We start from the raw sequence: 17,879 nt of genomic DNA on the forward strand, positions 1-17,879 counted from the left end.
TAAAGTATCAACAATTTTTACACTAAAACGTTGTAGTAATAGCAATTTATTTACCTTTGCGCATTGTAAACAAAGTAACTTTGCAAAAACAGTCAGTATTGCTATGAACGAATGTATCTCCGTTTTTGATATGCTTAAAATTGGTGTGGGTCCGTCAAGTTCACATACCTTAGGACCTTGGCGTGGTGCTGAACGCTTTCTTGAAGAACTTCGCGAAGAAGGAATTTTTGAAGCTGTAAATCGCATAAAAGTAGATTTATATGGTTCGCTGTCCCTTACAGGTAAAGGACACGCTACTAATTTGGCTATTATGCTGGGACTAAGCGGTGCCGACCCTGAATATGTTCCTGTTGAGGATATAGATGGTATTATACAAACCATTACCAATACTAATAAACTACTATTAGGTAACGATAAAGAAATTTCGTTTACTCCTGCAACAGATATTGTTTTTAACAGAGATTTCCTTGATTTTCATGCTAACGGCTTCACTTTTACAGCCTATACGGATGATAAAGAATATGTTTCTACATTCTACTCTATCGGTGGTGGTTTTGTAGTTAAAGAAGAGCGCACCGTTGCCAAAGAAAAAAAAGAATTAAAAAGATTTTTTCCGTATCCTATAGAAAAAGCTGATGAGTTATTAAACTATACGCGAACGCTGAATAAAAATATTTCGGAAGTTGTTTACGAAAACGAAAAATCTATACGCAGTGAGGAAGAAATCCATAACGAATTAATGCGTGTATGGAACACGATGCTGGAGTGTATGTACATTGGTTGTCATACCGAAGGAACACTGCCCGGCGGACTGAATGTGCGCCGACGTGCCTATGATATGCACCAAAAAATGATAGGCGACTTGCCTTACAACTCACCACAGGAATGGCTGGAAGTAATACGTAAAACCGAAGTAAAATTCAGACAAATATTAAAATGGGTTTCTTGTTTTGCTCTATCGGTAAACGAGGTTAATGCAGCTTTGGGACGCGTAGTAACTGCACCTACCAATGGTAGTGCGGGGGTAATACCTGCGGTACTGATGTATTATATGGTTATAGAAAACCATGATGCTAACGAAGGACAGATAAAACAATTTTTATTGGTAGCGGGAGAAATAGGCAGTATCTTTAAAAAAGGAGCTACTATATCGGCAGCAATGGGTGGGTGCCAGGCAGAAATAGGCGTATCATCGGCAATGGCTGCTGCTGCACTTTGCGAAGTTATGGGCGGTACACCCGAACAATGCCTTATAGCTGCTGAAATTGCTATGGAGCACCATTTAGGGCTTACCTGCGACCCTATTGCCGGATTGGTACAAGTGCCTTGTATAGAGCGTAATACTATGGGAGCGATTAAGGCTATTAATGCTGCTGAGCTGGCTCTGGAAACTGACCCCAAAAATGTAAAAGTGCCTCTTGACAAGGTTGTAAACACCATGTGGGAAACTGCCAGAGATATGAACAATAAGTATAAAGAAACATCCGAAGGCGGGCTGGCGGTAGCAGTAAATATTTCTGACTGTTAATAAGCTTTAGTCCGGATTACTTTTATGCCGGGTGTCTATAATATAGATAATTTTCCAAGTACCATTATCGTTAAATAACGTAAAGGAATTTACGCCGCCGTGGCTTAATCTGTCATTAATATAAAACTCATAAGGTGTCCAAGCGTGTGCCATGGCACCATCAATTTGTATATCATAACTTAACAGCCTCTCCTCTATCCTTATATGGGAAGGAATTGTAGCTATTGATTTATAAAACTCCTGAGCAGTATCTGTAGTAAGGCTATTACCTGTTTTTGCTTCGGCTACAGATTGTAGCAATAGCCCTTCGGCACACACCGATTTCATTTTTAGAGTATCGGCAGTATGCATACCTTCAAAAAAAGTAATAATTGCTTTTTTAACATCACTTTCCTGCGCACTTAATAGTGTAGTGATAAAAAGTACAGATAATAATATTACTCTTTTCATATGTGTATAGTTATTTATAGTATATAATAAGTTAGTACGGATTAGGGTGATTGTGTTACACTATCAGAGCAATAAAACATATGTATTTCCTTTATTCTTCCCACAATTTAGTATTTTTACGGCTCTAAAAACTTCAGATATGTCAACCGCGAAAAAGGATTATAAAAGAGTTACTACAAAGTCGTTAATCGAAATGAAAACCAATGGCGAAAAAATTTCAATGCTCACGGCATATGATTTTACTATGGCAAAAATAGTAGATACCGCCGGAGTAGATGTTATATTGGTAGGTGACTCGGCTTCTAATGTAATGGCAGGTCACGAAACAACGTTACCCATAACGTTAGACCAAATGATATATCATGCCTCATCGGTAATAAGGGCTACTCAAAGAGCACTTGTAGTGGTTGATCTTCCTTTTGGCAGTTATCAGTCTGATCCTAAAGAAGCGCTTCGTTCCTCTATCCGTATTATGAAAGAAAGTGGCGGACATGCTGTTAAGATGGAGGGCGGAAGTGAAATAAAAGATTCTATCAAAAAAATACTTCATGCGGGTATACCCGTTATGGGGCACTTAGGTTTAACACCGCAATCTATTTATAAATTTGGTACTTATACCGTAAGGGCTAAGGAAGAAACTGAGGCCGAAAAACTCATGGAGGATGCCAAAATGCTGGAAAGAATAGGTTGTTTTGCCATAGTACTCGAAAAAATACCGGCACAGCTCGCTCAAAAAGTTGCCGAAAGCATTTCTATTCCTGTAATAGGTATTGGTGCAGGTGGTGGTGTTGACGGACAGGTACTTGTTATACACGATATGCTGGGTATGAATAACGAGTTTAATCCACGTTTCCTACGCAGATACATGAATCTATTTGAAGGTATGACAACGGCTATATCACAGTATGTTACCGATGTTAAATCGAAAGATTTTCCTAACGAAACGGAGCAGTATTAATAGCTTAATGAAAGAGTTCTCAAATAAAAACAATCTGCAAGTACTCTATGAGGACAATCATATTATTGCTGTAAACAAGCGTGTAGGCGATATTGTGCAAGGCGATAAAACGGGAGATAAACCGCTGAGTGATGTTGTAAAAGAGTACATTAAAGATAAATATAACAAGCCGGGAGAAGTCTTTTTGGGTGTTGTACACAGGTTAGACCGCCCCACTACCGGCATAGTCGTTTTTGCGCGTACAACAAAAGCACTTACACGGCTAAATGATTTATTTAAAAATCGAGAAACTCAAAAAACATACTGGGCTGCGGTAAAGAAAAAACCTGATACCGAAAATGGTACACTTGTACATTATCTTGTTCGCAATGAAAAAAATAATACCTCAAAAGCTCATCCTAAAGAAGTGCCCAACAGCAAAAAAGCCAGCCTCGATTTTACAGTAATACGAGTACTGAACAGCTATAGTATTTTAGAAATAAACCTACATACAGGGCGACACCACCAAATTAGAGCGCAACTTGCCGCTATAGGTTCTCCCATAAAAGGCGATCTAAAGTATGGTTTTGACAGGAGCAACCCTGATGGAGGCATTCACCTGCATGCTCGTAAATTGTCTTTTATTCACCCGGTATCAAAAGAGGAGCTTATACTTACTGCCCCTACGCCTGACGATGTGGTATGGAATGCCATATAAATACACAACAATAGGTATTTCGATATTTATTTATAAAATATAAATTTGCAATATATATTCTTGCAACAGTAATAAGATATTAGCAATTCAATATTATTTTTATTAAATTTATGGTATCTATCACTAACTGCTTGCTTATTTTAATAAACATTTATAAACAATATGAAAAGAACTCTACTATTTATTTTTGCTATTTTAGGAACATCTGTATTTGCTCAAGAGCATTTTTCGGGTATCAATACCTCACGAAGAGTAGGATTACTAAACGCAGAAATTAACCCGGCACAACTTACCAGCCTAAAAGGTAAATATGAGGTTAATATTTTTAACTTTAGTGTCAATGTAGCAAATAATAAGATGACCTTTGGCGACCTTGTAGGCGGTAATGATAATTTTGAAGAAATGCTTTTTGCCGGAAGCGAACCTCTTAATATGCGTGCCGATGTAGAAATATTAGGCCCTGCTTTTGCTTTCAGGTATGAAAAATGGGCATTTGCCATATCATCTTCCGCTAAAATAAAGGCCTCATTGGTAGATGTTAATACTACTCTTGGTAATGCCGTAACGAATGGTGGTGTAGAAAACGTTAGCGAAGTATATGAGATACTTGCAAGCGAAAATCAAAGAGCCACAGGAACATCATGGGGCGAAATAGGACTGTCTATAGCCAGAGAAGTATATGATACAGAAGAGCATCGCATTTCTGTCGGAGCCACTTTTAAGTTGTTATTTCCCGGTACTTATGCCAATATGGGAGCAAGTGAATTTGAAGGTACTATAGAGAATAATTTTGGCGATGTAAGACTTACCGATGCAAATGCCGAAGTTAACTTTGCATACTCCGGTTCTTTAGCAGGCGATTTTTCTGAAACTGGCAATTTTACCGAATTCTTTGCCGGAGGACTTAATGGTTTCTCTACTGATATTGGGGTTAATTATCAATGGAAAGCTATAGACTCTACCCGGTATAAGCTTAATGCAGGGCTGGCAATACGCAATTTGGGCAGTATGACCTTTAAAGATGATAATAATGAATCGACTAACTATAGTCTTGATGTTCCTGCAGGGAGTTATTTAGACCTAAATCAGTTTGAAGATGCTGAAAGTATTCAGGATGTGGAAGATATACTTTTAGCAAGCGGCTACTTGACTATGGAGCAGGCAAGCAAGGATTTTAAAGTAAAACTACCTGCTATATTATCCGGCTATGCCGATGTAAACATCTATGGCAATTGGTATGCAACAGCCTACATACAGCAACGGATGAATGAAGATAATGATAATGACCAAATAGCGGTACAAAACATTATAAGTATTACACCTCGTTATTCTACAGGCTTTTTTGAAGCTTATACCCCTCTTGCCGACAATGAAATTTCAGGATTTACAGCAGGTATAGGCGTAAGGCTCGGAGGGTTCTTTATCGGTTCAGGTTCTGCACTTTCGGCAATGCTTGGCGATACTAATCAGGCAGATGCTTATATGGGTTTTCGAGTTGGTTTTTAAACACTTATAAATTGTAAAACAAACAAAAACAGCCATTAAAATGGCTGTTTTTGTTTAATAATATCTTAATAAAGCGGTTATTGGGCAGCAAATACCTGTACGGAATTAGCATCTGCAATAACTTCAAATTGTGTATAACCAGAAAGGTTCGCATCATTGACATCAACAGCAAACCAACCTGTTGTATTCCGGTTAAGACCTATTTGGTTTATACTGCCTGCAATTTCCTTTTCTTTTAAGTTATTTTCCCCATCATTGATTATTGACTTGATAACTTTATTATTTTGTATATTAATGAAATGGATTTCTCGTGTTCTGCCTACACCTTTTTGTAAGCTAAACCGAAAAACCATAGTATCACTACCCTGACATTCTTCTATCCCCCACTTGGCTTCTTGCTGCACATTCAATAAAAATTCCTGAATTTCTTTATTGGCTTCTTCGGTCGTGGCATAAATAAACAGTTTAGTAAAATCTATATTTAAATTTTCCCATGCCGATGCAAAAGCTTTTGCTAAAGCATCTTTATCAAATTTCTCTGCAACAACCGTTTCTTGATTGTCAACAACTGTCTGTATTTCGGTTTCAGATGCTGTATCTTCTGTACTGCAAGAGCATACCATAACAGTTATAAAAGTAAAAGATAAATAAAATATTTTTTTCATATCAGTAATTATTTCAGTATGTTAAATATAATTAAAACTATTTACTGTTTTACCGTTTTTAATTGTTTTTTTTTAGAATTCATAATCTGCCATTGGTCATTTAGATATTTTACTTTATGTACCTCTTTCATGATAAGCTCTCTTTCTTCTTCATAATATTCAGGGTCTTCGCCCTTATACTTATCATACTCCCCTGCACTTTCTAAAATATTTTCCATTACAGGTTTTAATTTATCTTTTACCGGTTGGGGCATATCATTAAATAATTCTCCAAGCTCTTTTTTAAACATCATAATTATTTTTAACAGTTAGTAATTTTTATATTTAAGCAACTCCCCTGCATCAATACCCAAAGCATTAGCAATCATAATTAGCTTATCAATCCCCATAACTTGTTTGCCAGCCATATACCGCCTTAATGCTTCCACGTCCAAATCAGCATCGGCAGCCACATGTCTCACTTTCAGTCCCTTTTCCTGTATTACTTCTTTTATCCGTTTTCCTATGTGGATAACGATTTCGGGGATTTCTTTTTTTCTTGCCATACCCAAATATATCATTCCAATAATAAAAAAGCAGTAACGTTTTTATCCAGTCATATTTAACTGTTTTTAATATATTTGTATTCCGATTTAAAAAGCTAAATATTACCATAATGTACGCAAAAAATTATAAAACAGAAGCTATAAACAGTATTCAAAAAAAAATTGAAGTTTGGAACATGATTTTGAATGAAGTTATAAATGATAGTAGTGATAATATACTGATCAAAGAATATATTACCAGAAAAATTAATGATTTAAAAAAATCGTTAGATGTGCTGCTGTTGATATGATATATACTAACGTGCAATAACAGATATTATTAATATGTTCTTTCTAAAAAAATAATCAATTAGTACAATGACTGATACTGGATGAATTTTAATTAATCGAATATAAAACATCTAAATATTATCCCAGCCACCCTTCTCTATCCAAGCTACGATATTGTATTGCCTCTGATATATGGTGCGAAGCAATGCTTTCAACCCCTTCAAGGTCGGCAATAGTACGACTCACTTTCAATATTCTGTCATAAGCACGAGCCGAGAGGTTTAATCGCTCCATATAAAAATGGGCTTTAATGAACTGTGCCTTTATACCCATTAATAGGGATTAACATTTGTTTGGTAATACAATTTTTGATTGTAAATACTATTTTAGAATTTTATTTGTTATTATTGTGGCAGATAAAGTTATCATGCTTTATCTTAAGTATTTATCAACCAATTAATTATTAACAATTATGAAAAAATTCCTTTTATCTGTGCTTTTAGGCACGGCAGCATTATCATTTTTTTCTTGTTCGTCAGATAATAATGATGTAACCCCCGAAGCCCGACAATTTGGTGTTAAACCAAAATCGCTCCCGGCAAGTGAAATTGTTTACAAAAAGCTAAATAAAGAAAACTACCCCAATTCAGCGGTTGTAAACCAAGAGTTAACACGATTAAAAGAAAATATTGACCCTGACCTTTATATCGAAGATGAGGTAGCACTCTATGCAGAGTATGATGGGAAACATACCTTTACTTTTAACACCCGCAGAGATATTAGAACAAGTAACGAAATTGAAAATATAGTTTTAGAATATCGCCCTGCTGATGGGGAGTATAACGGATATTATTTCAAGTATGATTTTACCACCGTAGAACTTGCCGAATTGGATAAACTACCTACTGAAACCATACTTTCCAAAACTCAAATAGTTCCTTTAGTATCAGGAAACGGAGGCGGACTAATTAACATTAGTTGTTTTGAAGCAGTACAAAACTATGTGGGGAAATGGCGATGCGAAGCGGGGAATGAACATGAACCCGGAAATCCTAATTGCCAGGTAGGAGGCAGTACATGGGTTATTGAGGAATCAACATTAAGCTATGTATATGTAGGTTGTGACGGTAATGCTATCGGCGGTCCCGGAGGTAGTGGTTCAGGCGGTTCAGGTGGTTCGGGTGGTGGTTCAGGAAACGATGATGGTTCTGGGAATAATGGAGGTAACACCGGAGGCGGAAGTGGCTCTGGCGGTTCTCAACCTGACCCCAGTTATAGCTTTGTAGAGGGACAAACCATCGTTACACAACCGGTATTAGTAAGTTTGTATCAAACGTTTTTTTCAGAGCTTAGCCCCCAGCAGCAACAATGGGCATTAGCTAATCAAGCGACTTATAATGACATAACAGCCTATTTAGATAATGAGAATTTTAGTGTGGAAAGTAAACAGTTTGCAAAAGAATTTTTGGAAACGGCTGTAGCTATTGACCTTACTGATGCGGATAACTTGCTGGCATTTCAGGCTGCAACCGAGGTATTGACTAATGGGTATTTTACCAACCCGATAGATAATGATTTTTATAGTATTATAGACCCTTATATTGATGCTGACCTTTCAAATAGTGCGGTTAGTCCCGGATTTGACTTTTATTTTACATTATATTGTGCCCAAATAAAGCTGGAACATCCGGAATATTCTACTGTTAGGGTATATTTGGAAGCTACTAAAGAAATGCTGCACTTAGCACTCGATATTGTTGGTTTTGTTCCTGTTTATGGCGAAATTGCCGATGTTGCCAACGGCATTATTTATACCATAGAGGGCGATGGTATTAATGCTTCGCTAAGTTATGCCTCGGCTATACCTGTTGCGGGGTGGTTTGCCGCAGGGGTAAAAATGGCAAAGCGGGCTGACGGGTTGCTGTTTTTAGTAAAAGGTGCTGACAATATTATCGATTTTGGTGCGCGAAACAGTAAAAAGTTTAGGCAAGCCTGTGGGCTGGTGCCGGGCGACCCACGGCAGGCACACCATATTATATCAAGGGCTGATATTATAACAGGGCATCCTGTGGTACAACGTGCCGCAAAACATACAGGTAATGAAGGTTTTCATATAGATAGTGCTCTTAATGGGATACCTGTAGCGGCATGGCGTAATCAACCCAACCATCAGGCATATAACAATAAAATTTATGGTAAATTACAGACATATCTTCAAGAAAATCCAAGTGCTACTCCTGCAGAATGTTATGATGAGCTAACAGATATAATTGCACAAGCAAAAGCTGCGATTATAAATAATCCTACCAAGCATCTAAATGAAATAAATTTTTAAATTATATGAGATATTTTAGAATTCAATCCAGTATTAATGAGAAACATATGGGGAAAATTCCCCAAGTGAAAGAAGTTATTTATAATGGAGATGTAGAAGCTCATAACTTTGTGGATAGAGTTTATTATACTAAAGTTGATTTTGAACCTGTTGTTGCTAACCCGGTCTTACACCCTAAAGCTATACTTACAGATTTAATAGCTCCATTTGGTATGGGTTCAACCTTTACTGTCTTAATTAGTGGGAAATTAAAACTCATTTTGGAACAGTATAGAGATGATGGTATGCAGTTTTTTCAATGTAGTGTATTTCAGAATGGTATTGAGTACAACGATTTCTGGCTATTGAATATGTATATTGCAAATAATGAATATATTAATTATAGTGGTAGTGAAATAATTCTTTGGAAGAAAAAAAAAGAAGAACCGGGGAAAGTACCTGAAATTATTAACATTTCAGATATTGATAACTTTAATGAAAGAATAGAGGAAGCTAGAACTAATAGAGAGATACTACACGTTAAGAAAATTTCTCTGAAAAAGGATATAAAAGAAGATTTTTTTATTCTTAGATATATAGAAGGAGGGGCTGGTTATTTTGTTTCTGAAAAATTAAAAAAAGAAATGGAAGATGCCGGTTGTACGGGTATTGAATTTCAATCCAGCGAGTTATCATATCACGAATGGGTAAAAAGAGACGGACCTAGAGATGAGGTTTACGGTAGGTCTTGGTAGATTAAAAAACAGTCGCTTCGGCGGCTGTTTTTACCAATCTTCATTAATTTAAATTTTTAGGTATGAAATATTTTAGATTAAATTATACCCTCAATACAAAAATTAGAGGAGCGGGTAACAGCACAATAAAAGAGTATATCTATCATGGGAGTATTGAAGATCCTAAATTTATAGGGAGAATACATTTCGAGAAAGTAGATTTTGAGCCCATTCCTGTTAATCCGGTATTATTTGCTAAGGCTAACAAAACAGACTTAATTGAAGGTGGTGGACAATTATCGCGTAAAATTTTGATAAGTACCAAACTTAAAAGTTATCTTCAAAAAAATGATTATGGAATTCAGTATTTCAGGAACTCAGTCTTTCATAAAGGCATTGAGGATGAGGAGTATTGGGTGGTAAATCCATACGAAAGTTTAAATCAATTTGTAGATTTTAATAAAAGTAAAATAATAATCAGAAGAAAAAAAGTTGGAGGCGGAACATATGTAGAAGATTTAGAGGTAAAAGATTTAAATCAATTTAACTCTGAAATAGAAGAGGCAGATAAAAAGATAGAGATTGTGACTATAGAGAAAATATATCTAAAAGAAGAGAGTTTGGATAAAGATTTTTTTGTGTTACAAAGAACTTTTGGAGGTATAAGTTTCGTGGTATCTGAAAAACTTAAAAAGGAAATAGAAGATGCCGGTTGTACTGGTATTGAATTTCAGCCTATTGAATTATCCTATAATGAATGGGTGGTGTCTGGTGGAGAGAGGGAAAAAGTTTATGGTAAGTCCTGGTAAAGTTAAAAAACAGCCGCTAAAGCGGCTGTTTCCATACAATGCTTTATACTTTCCTGTCCTTTTACATCACTAAAATCAAACTCAGGAAAATCGATAGTTTTATAAAACTCTTCGCGAGTATTTATAATAGTAGGTTCGAGTGTACCCCTGCCCTCAAAAAAATCAATCACTTCGGTTACATTCTCTACGCCATACACATCCAAACCTGCTACTATTGCAGCCTCCTTTACATTTTGCTTTGGCAGAAAAAAGCCTTTAAACCCTTCTTCTTTTGCTTTTATGGCAATAGGCAATACTCCTTTTATGGGTTGCAAACCGCCATCAAGCGAAAGTTCACCCATTATAATATATTTGTCTATCTCATCGGCTTTTATCTGCCCGCTCGCTGCGAGTATGCCTATGGCAAGCGTGAGGTCGTAGGCAGAGCCTTCTTTACGCAAATCGGCAGGAGCCATGTTTATGGTAATCTTTTTTCCGGGAAGCTGGTAACTGTTATTTTTTAGAGCGGCAGCAATACGGTAGCTACTTTCTTTTATAGCATTATCGGGCAGTCCTACCAAATGATAACCAATGCCTTTATCAATATTTACCTCTACTGTAATGGTTGTGGCTTCTACACCAAACACTGCGCTCCCGAAAACTTTTACGAGCATATCATAATTTTTATAGGGTCGAAAATAAGGAAAATTATTGATAAAAAAAGGATAGCTGATAGCTATCCTTTTTATTATTTGTATTTTGTTTAAAGCTTACCTTATATCTGCAATTACTTTATCTCTCTCATTCACATAGTCTTGGTAAACATCCTGATTATTGTCAAAGTAAGTTCTTATTGGTTGTCCCGTAGGAAGCTCATCTTTAATAATAAAATCGCCTTTATAATCGCCTTCGTAACTATTAGTAACTAAGCCTTCTTCATCACACCCTGCTCCTGTTTGAATAATAGCTGAATGCCCTATACTCCTTCTGCCTTCATGCACAACTACAATCCTCACTTGATATCTGAAACAGCTATTTCCCCAGCTTATTAAATCGACTTCTACAAAAGTTCCATCCAGTCTTACAACCGGTTCAGTAGATTTTGTAGAGAATTCAGTTGTTGCTTTTACAGCATTTTCATCGTTGTTTATTTCACTGTCATTGGAACAGGACTGAACTCCAATTACTAAAAAGAATAAAAGTGAAACAATAAATAGTTTTTGAATGAACGCATGTAATGATTTTTTTTTCATAATTGATAATTTGATTGTTTAGATTATTTTAAGTTGGGTAATTTTAATTTTGTAATTCTTCTCTTTTTAAAACATATTGCTCATAAACTTCAGGATGTTCTTTTAAAAAGGGTATAATAGGCTTATCATCGGGTTTTTGGTCTTCCACAAGATAATCAGGTAAAGAATAAGTTCCAAAGAAAGTACTGCTCAGCAATACACGCCCGTCTAACTCCCCACATCCATGACCACTCAAAACTAATGCGGAATGGATTAGTCTTCTTTGCCCAGTAGATGTGTTAGTAGCATAAACTCTTATTTGAATTGAAAGACATCCCTCTTTATGCGTATTAACAAAATCAGCCTCCGCACTATATGTGTAACTGTCTTGATTATTAAAATTTTCTTGATTTTCAAAATTTAGTAACTTTTCAGCTAAAGGGATTGGCGAAGCGATTTTTTGAGTAACAACAGAGCCGGGATTACTCGTTAAAAATGCCATAGGCAATAAAAATGCTCCAAGTTTGGAAATAAGTACGTTTGTCATAATTTAAATGGATTTGTTAAGATAATAATTGTTTATAATTTTTGTTGATTATATTTCAAATATAAAATAATTAATAATTCGATAAATATTCGATATGTTAAAGTTTTAATAGTATTTATAAGTATTAAACAGTGATATAAAAAAAATACCCTGAATAGAGATGAAATCATAAATTACACTTAAAAATAATCCTACATACACAACTTTTACAAATAACTTTTTAACTTTAAGATATTCATTATAATAAAGCACTATATGGGAATATTTAACGCACTATTAGGACAAGCTTCGGAAATTTCTGCAGAAAAAGTGCAACAGGAATTTTCCCCTTTATTGATTGAGGGGGAAACCATTGTAAAAGCTTACAAGGTTATTCGTGATATGTTTGTTTTTACAAACAAGAGATTAATATTGGTAGATAAACAGGGGCTTACAGGTTCTAAGATAGACTATCAATCTATACCCTATTCCAGTATCATTAAGTTTTCTAAAGAAAGTGCAGGGTTAATGGATCTTGATGCAGAATTGAAAATTTGGGTTCGGGGCGAAACCACACCCATAAAAAAACAATTTGGAAAAGACAATAATATAAACGAAGTATATCAGGTACTTAGCCAATATATTTTAGGATAAATCGACAATAACAAAAATACATTTAGCCAAGTGTTTATTTAAATACTGTTTTGGCTAATTATACTATACATATGCCCGAATATTTTAAACCGGAAGAATATAATTTTATACTGCTTGCTACCGGTATCATAGCATTGTTAGCAGCTATAGTGCCGGTTGTTATGCAAAACAAAATAGTATCGGCTCCTATAGTCTATATACTTTGCGGTATTGCGAGCTATTTTTTGCTGTTGCGCTTCTTTTTCAACCCCATGCAATATATGGAAACCATAAAACATGTAACAGAGTTTGTGATTATCATATCGCTCACTAATGCGGGTTTAAAAATAAAAGAACCTTTCCGGTGGCATACTTGGCGCAGCTCTTTTCGTTTACTGATAATTGCATTTCCTATTACTATGGTTGCAGCAGCCTGTCTGGGTTGGTGGATAGCAGGTCTTGCTCCGGTCACAGCTATACTGTTTGGCACACTTATAACACCTACCGACCCTGTTTTGGCAGGAGAGTTACAAACCTCACAACCCAGCGAAGAAGACACCTCCAAAATCCGCTTGGGGCTAACATCTGAAGCAGGTTTAAATGACGGACTTGCATTCCCGTTTACGTATTTTGCAATAATGGCAGCACAATATGGCTTTAATATTGAAACTTGGGTTGGCGAATGGCTATGGCATTATGTTATCTTTAAAATTGGTATTGCTTTAGTAGTGGGCTTACTTACAGGCTGGACGTTATTCAAAATTATTTTTAACATTGCCAAAAAGAGCATGCTAAGTAAAATAAGCCGTGGCATATTATCTCTTGCACTTACACTGCTGCCTTATGCACTTACCGAAATTGTGGGTGGCTATGGTTTTATTGCTGTATTTATAGCTGCGTGCATGTTTAGCCGTTATGAGAAGTTTGACAAGCATATGGACAGCCTCCACGATTTTAATGAAGAACTTGAAAGTCTGGTTGTTGCTGTTATATTTATCATAACCGGTATTTTTATCGCTTCGCATTATTATATATTGCTTAATCCAGGTATAGTTGCCGTAGCCCTGATAATGATACTCGTGGTAAGACCTGTGGCCGGCTATACCTCATTTATAAGAAGCAACCTAAACCCCTTTCAAAAGTTTGTTTTATCATTTTATGGAATAAGAGGAATTGGCTCAATATTTTATCTGGCGTATGCCTTAACTTCTGCAGAATTTAAAGATGCCGAAAAGCTTTTTGATATAACCATAGCAACCATATTTTTCTCGGTTTTAATACACGGACTAACAGCACACATTATCCAAAAAAGAATTAATATTTATGACTCATAATAAAAAAGATAAAGGAAATAAGTTAGTTATAATAGGTGGCGATGCGGCAGGGATGTCGGCAGCATCAAAAGTAAGAAGAGAGCAACCCGACAGAGAAATAATTGTTTTTGAACAATCGCGCTACACCTCCTACTCTGCTTGTGGTATTCCGTATTTTATTTCTGAAATTGTAAAAACAGCCGAAGAGCTTATTGTTCGTAGTCCTGAAGAATTCAGAAATAAATATAATATAAATGTAAAAACGTTACATAGGGTAACAAACGTAGATACTAAGAATAAAAAAGTAAAAGTATTTGATATTGGTAATGATACCGAATTTTGGGAGGAGTACGACCAGTTGCTTATTGCTACCGGAGGTAAAGCCTTTTGTCCCGATATGGAAGGAAAAGATGCTGAAGGTATTTTTGGGATTTCTACACTTAAAAGCGGTATTAAAGTTGAGAACTTTATTGAAACTGAAAAACCTAAGGCTGCGGTAATCATTGGTGGTGGTTACATAGGTCTTGAAATGGCAGAAGCATTGTTGATGCGCGGACTGAAAGTAACAATAATAAATCGTTCCGAACAGGTAATGGCTACACTTGATCCTGACATGGGCATAAAAATATCTGATGCCATCAAAAATTTAGGAGTTACACTATATTGTAATGAGAGCTTAACAGGTTTTAAAACAGTAAATAACCGAGTTGTTGGTGTAACATCTGATAAAAGAACGATTACTGCTGACATGGTAATACTCGGCATGGGATCATCGCCTAATACTGATTTTTTAAAAGGGTCGGGTATACAATTGGGTGTTGCAAATGCTATAAAAGTAAACGCGCAAATGCAAACTAATATTCCTGATGTATGGGCAGCAGGCGATTGTACTGAAACGTTTAATATTGTGAGCCAAAAACCTATGTATATTGCATTAGGAACTGTAGCCAATAAAACAGGCTTAGTGGCAGGAAGTAGTATAGCAGGCGAAGAAACTTTATTTCCCGGGGCGGTGGGTACGGCAGTTTGCAAAATATGCCGATATGAAGTAGCTCGCACAGGGCTTTTAGAAAAAGAGCTTGATGCTATGAATATAGAGTATGTAACCGGAATAATAGACAGTAAGACACGTGCTCACTACTATCCGAATGCAAAAGATATTACAGTGAAACTCATTGCCGAGAAAAAGAGCGGACGACTTTTGGGCGGACAAATAATAGGAGAAGAAGGCGCCGCAAAGCGTATTGATGTACTGGCTACGGCATTAACCCATCGACTCACACTACAAAACATTATTGATCTTGACCTCTCTTATGCCCCTCCATTCTCTCCCGTTTGGGATCCTGTACAAACTGCAGCAAGACATCTGATAAAAAAAATTTAAGTATTTTGAACAGATATAGTAAAGGATACGGATTAAATATTATTTTTATGACGAACCTTTAAAACAATCCTCACAATGAAAAAAATTCTATTTTCCTTTGCATTATTTTTGGCAATAGTAACAACTCATGCACAGTCAGCACCCGATTTCAGCAAGTATCCTTTAAACAATGAAAAAAATACAAGAGCTGCTGATGCAACTGCCCTGCAAGCAGCGAATTTTTTATTAAAAACACCTATTAATTTTAAAGAGGCTGACCGTAAAAGTTCGATAGCATTCCTGATAAAATGGATGGAGGCAAGCCCTGATTATACTTTTTCTCTGGATAATTCTATGATAATTCTGGATGATGATGATGTAAATTATAGCGCTTTATATATTGCAGCTATGGCGAAATATCAAATTGAAAATAAGGTTTATGAAAGTACTGATGACTCAAAAGTACAGACATGGAAAATAATAGCTGAATATGTTGCTAATCCTAACAACAATATAAAAGTAAAAGGCAAAATAAAAAAGCTGGTAGAGGCTAATGAGAAAAATAAACTGGAAGAGTTTTTAAACAAAGTATAGCAATTCCGTAAATAAAAAACTCTCTATACCCTATTTAAAACATATATTTTAACCGGTATCACGTTTGAAAATTTTTTACCAGAGGCTTGATATACTGTATTATTTAACTAATGATAAGAATACTTGGCTTCCAAAAAGCCTATTATAGGCATATAAAATTATTTTTATGAAAAAACTAATCTTCTTTATACCAATTGTGCTATTAACTTTTAATTGTGTTGCCCAAAAATGTTATATAATACGTGCAAATTCTCCCTTTAACAGATTGTTTGAAGTTGACATAGCTACTTGCGAGATAACCTTAATAGATGACCAATGTTCTGAAGGTATTGATGATCTTGGTGCCGATATAGCCATGAATGATTATGAAAATATATATTTTATTACCAATTATTATTCAAATAACTTATACAGAAAAAACTTAAACAGTAATGAAGCCTGTGAGTTAGTTATTGAAAATATGGAGCATGGTGGTAATTCATTGGTAGCTGATGATAATTTTATTTATATGGCGCACACCCATCTCTCAATATATGATATCTCTACATTCGAATTAGTATATGAAGCAAGCTTGGGAAATTTACAATCAATAGGAGATCTGTTTTTTTACGAGAACAAACTTTATATGGCTGGAAGAGAAATAGACAATAACTCAGAGTCTTCTTATACCGGTATATATGAAATAAATTTAAATAATCCTTCTGAAAGTTGCTTATATATGTCTCTTGAAGGTATCGAAATAAATACGGTTATAGATATGTTTAATACTTTTTCTATTAACTACGGTACTTCTTCTAAAACATATTGTTTTGGACGTTTGGGAACAACTACAAAGTTGATAGAGATAGATATGGTAAATCAAACACTTGTAGATACGGGATGTGAATTTTATTTTACTATGCCCGGTAAAGTTTTAGGTGCAGCGTCTGTATATGACTTAACGAACGTAACAGAAACCTGTGGCGAGTTAAATACTAATGTGGTTCAAGCCAATAAGACATTTTTCAGAATAAAAAACCCTGTTTCGGAAAGACTGGAAATTTCTACTAATATTGAAGAAGATAATATCCGAAATATTGAACTCTATAATATATTAGGTCAAAAAATAAAAACTTTTAATAACAGTTTAAACTCCCTAAATGTTTCAGATCTAACTTCAGGATATTACATAATAATCATTAAACTTAAAAATGGTAAAACTATAAAACAGAGACTAATCTTTAAATAAACAATCCCCATTTAGGGGATTGTTTTATTTTTTAAATATACTGCTTGCTTTACGGTTATCTCTTGATTGGATATAGGCAGGAAACATATCCGGATTGGCATCAAAAAAATCGGTAATGGGAACTCCTGATATTTCCGGATCTTCTACAATATAATCTTTTACATTATAGGTAGTACTGCTTAATACCTTACCGTCAGATGCACAATTGGCACCGGTTAGGATTGTAGCAGTATGGACTAACCATTTCGTTCCGCCTTCATCGGTTCTGCTGATGTTAATCCTAAGCTTATTACAATAACCATTCTCCTCCACTGCAGGTTCAATCAGAGCCGTTTCAATGGTGTACTGTTCCTGAATAGGTTGTTTACTAAAAATGTTTGCCATAGCTAAGGTAGTGGCAAACACGCATACAGCTAAAAAAATAAACTGTAGCTTGATGATAGATTTTGTTTTCATAATAATTGTTTATAATTTTTTGTCGAGTATGATTCAAATATAAAATAATTAATAATTCGATAAATATTCGATATGTTAA

19 protein-coding genes and 2 pseudogenes are annotated in these 17,879 nt (G+C 35.4%); 12 read left to right on the top strand and 9 right to left on the bottom strand.

Annotated elements, in window-relative coordinates; translation table 11 throughout:
• The first annotated feature begins 103 nt into the window (after positions 1–103).
• Entirely contained in the window at positions 104–1,528 is a 1,425-nt protein-coding gene (locus tag E0W68_RS08395; RefSeq protein ID WP_135218978.1) for an L-serine ammonia-lyase, read from the top strand.
• 6 nt (positions 1,529–1,534) lie between these two features.
• Here the strand turns inward: E0W68_RS08395 and E0W68_RS08400 are convergent, their stop codons facing one another.
• Positions 1,535–1,978 carry a nuclear transport factor 2 family protein gene (locus tag E0W68_RS08400; RefSeq protein WP_135218979.1) on the bottom strand — a complete coding sequence of 148 codons (444 nt, stop codon included), beginning with the start codon at positions 1,976–1,978 and terminating at the stop codon, positions 1,535–1,537.
• A 139-nt stretch (positions 1,979–2,117) separates the two neighbouring features.
• On the opposite strand from E0W68_RS08400, the gene panB reads away from it, so the two are divergent.
• The 3 genes from panB to E0W68_RS08415 all read left to right on the top strand — a co-directional run bounded on the left by panB (position 2,118) and on the right by E0W68_RS08415 (position 5,139).
• Entirely contained in the window at positions 2,118–2,936 is an 819-nt protein-coding gene (gene panB, locus E0W68_RS08405; RefSeq protein WP_135218980.1) for a 3-methyl-2-oxobutanoate hydroxymethyltransferase, read from the top strand.
• 7 nt (positions 2,937–2,943) lie between these two features.
• On the top strand, positions 2,944–3,633 hold the full coding sequence (locus E0W68_RS08410) for an RluA family pseudouridine synthase (protein ID WP_135218981.1): 690 nt from the start codon (positions 2,944–2,946) through the stop codon (positions 3,631–3,633).
• A gap of 162 nt (positions 3,634–3,795) precedes the next feature.
• A complete protein-coding gene (locus E0W68_RS08415; protein WP_135218982.1) occupies positions 3,796–5,139 on the top strand; it encodes a hypothetical protein in 1,344 nt (447 codons plus the stop codon).
• Between the two features lie 77 nt (positions 5,140–5,216).
• Here E0W68_RS08415 and E0W68_RS08420 read toward each other — a convergent pair whose 3' ends face one another.
• The 4 genes and pseudogenes from E0W68_RS08420 to E0W68_RS08435 form a co-directional block, all read right to left on the bottom strand.
• On the bottom strand, positions 5,217–5,804 hold the full coding sequence (locus E0W68_RS08420; protein ID WP_135218983.1) for a hypothetical protein: 588 nt from the start codon (positions 5,802–5,804) through the stop codon (positions 5,217–5,219).
• A gap of 41 nt (positions 5,805–5,845) precedes the next feature.
• Entirely contained in the window at positions 5,846–6,097 is a 252-nt protein-coding gene (locus E0W68_RS08425) for a hypothetical protein (RefSeq protein WP_135218984.1), read from the bottom strand.
• Positions 6,098–6,112: 15 nt separating this feature from the next.
• Positions 6,113–6,349, bottom strand: a complete 237-nt coding sequence (locus E0W68_RS08430) for a helix-turn-helix domain-containing protein (RefSeq protein ID WP_162845818.1) — start codon at positions 6,347–6,349, stop codon at positions 6,113–6,115.
• Positions 6,350–6,757: 408 nt separating this feature from the next.
• Positions 6,758–6,913, bottom strand: a pseudogene (locus E0W68_RS08435) (magnesium chelatase subunit ChlI family protein); the annotation flags it as partial.
• A 178-nt stretch (positions 6,914–7,091) separates the two neighbouring features.
• Between E0W68_RS08435 and E0W68_RS08440 the strand changes: the two are divergent.
• From E0W68_RS08440 to E0W68_RS08450, 3 genes are all read left to right on the top strand, one after another.
• Positions 7,092–8,954, top strand: a complete 1,863-nt coding sequence (locus tag E0W68_RS08440) for an AHH domain-containing protein (protein ID WP_135218986.1) — start codon at positions 7,092–7,094, stop codon at positions 8,952–8,954.
• 5 nt (positions 8,955–8,959) lie between these two features.
• The gene (locus tag E0W68_RS08445) at positions 8,960–9,688 is read left to right on the top strand and encodes an imm11 family protein (RefSeq protein ID WP_135218987.1); all 729 of its coding nucleotides are present in this window, start codon (positions 8,960–8,962) and stop codon (positions 9,686–9,688) included.
• Positions 9,689–9,750: 62 nt separating this feature from the next.
• On the top strand, positions 9,751–10,476 hold the full coding sequence (locus E0W68_RS08450) for an imm11 family protein (protein ID WP_135218988.1): 726 nt from the start codon (positions 9,751–9,753) through the stop codon (positions 10,474–10,476).
• Positions 10,477–10,496: 20 nt separating this feature from the next.
• On the opposite strand, the pseudogene E0W68_RS08455 reads toward E0W68_RS08450, so the two are convergent.
• From E0W68_RS08455 to E0W68_RS08465, 3 genes and pseudogenes are all read right to left on the bottom strand, one after another.
• Positions 10,497–11,129 (bottom strand): annotated as a pseudogene (locus E0W68_RS08455) (magnesium chelatase domain-containing protein); the annotation flags it as partial.
• 96 nt (positions 11,130–11,225) lie between these two features.
• On the bottom strand, positions 11,226–11,708 hold the full coding sequence (locus tag E0W68_RS08460) for a hypothetical protein (RefSeq protein WP_135218989.1): 483 nt from the start codon (positions 11,706–11,708) through the stop codon (positions 11,226–11,228).
• Between the two features lie 43 nt (positions 11,709–11,751).
• Positions 11,752–12,234, bottom strand: a complete 483-nt coding sequence (locus E0W68_RS08465; protein WP_135218990.1) for a hypothetical protein — start codon at positions 12,232–12,234, stop codon at positions 11,752–11,754.
• A 255-nt stretch (positions 12,235–12,489) separates the two neighbouring features.
• Between E0W68_RS08465 and E0W68_RS08470 the strand changes: the two genes are divergently transcribed.
• The 5 genes from E0W68_RS08470 (at position 12,490) to E0W68_RS08490 (ending at position 17,344) form a co-directional block, all read left to right on the top strand.
• Positions 12,490–12,867, top strand: a complete 378-nt coding sequence (locus E0W68_RS08470; RefSeq protein ID WP_135218991.1) for a PH domain-containing protein — start codon at positions 12,490–12,492, stop codon at positions 12,865–12,867.
• A 71-nt stretch (positions 12,868–12,938) separates the two neighbouring features.
• Positions 12,939–14,180, top strand: a complete 1,242-nt coding sequence (locus tag E0W68_RS08475) for a cation:proton antiporter (RefSeq protein WP_135218992.1) — start codon at positions 12,939–12,941, stop codon at positions 14,178–14,180.
• Positions 14,170–15,543, top strand: a complete 1,374-nt coding sequence (locus tag E0W68_RS08480) for an FAD-dependent oxidoreductase (RefSeq protein WP_135218993.1) — start codon at positions 14,170–14,172, stop codon at positions 15,541–15,543. Before E0W68_RS08475 ends, E0W68_RS08480 begins: the two co-directional genes overlap by 11 nt.
• A 75-nt stretch (positions 15,544–15,618) precedes the next feature.
• Positions 15,619–16,116: a hypothetical protein gene (locus E0W68_RS08485; protein ID WP_135218994.1), complete on the top strand. Its 498-nt coding sequence runs from the start codon at positions 15,619–15,621 to the stop codon at positions 16,114–16,116.
• A 166-nt stretch (positions 16,117–16,282) separates the two neighbouring features.
• A complete protein-coding gene (locus E0W68_RS08490; RefSeq protein WP_135218995.1) occupies positions 16,283–17,344 on the top strand; it encodes a T9SS type A sorting domain-containing protein in 1,062 nt (353 codons plus the stop codon).
• Positions 17,345–17,368: 24 nt separating this feature from the next.
• On the opposite strand, the gene E0W68_RS08495 is transcribed toward E0W68_RS08490, so the two are convergent.
• Positions 17,369–17,800, bottom strand: a complete 432-nt coding sequence (locus E0W68_RS08495) for a hypothetical protein (protein WP_135218996.1) — start codon at positions 17,798–17,800, stop codon at positions 17,369–17,371.
• Between the last annotated feature and the right edge of the window lie 79 nt (positions 17,801–17,879).

Origin of the sequence: Flavobacterium salilacus subsp. salilacus, assembly GCF_004634195.1 — a bacterium.
Lineage (GTDB): Bacteria > Bacteroidota > Bacteroidia > Flavobacteriales > Flavobacteriaceae > Flavobacterium > Flavobacterium salilacus.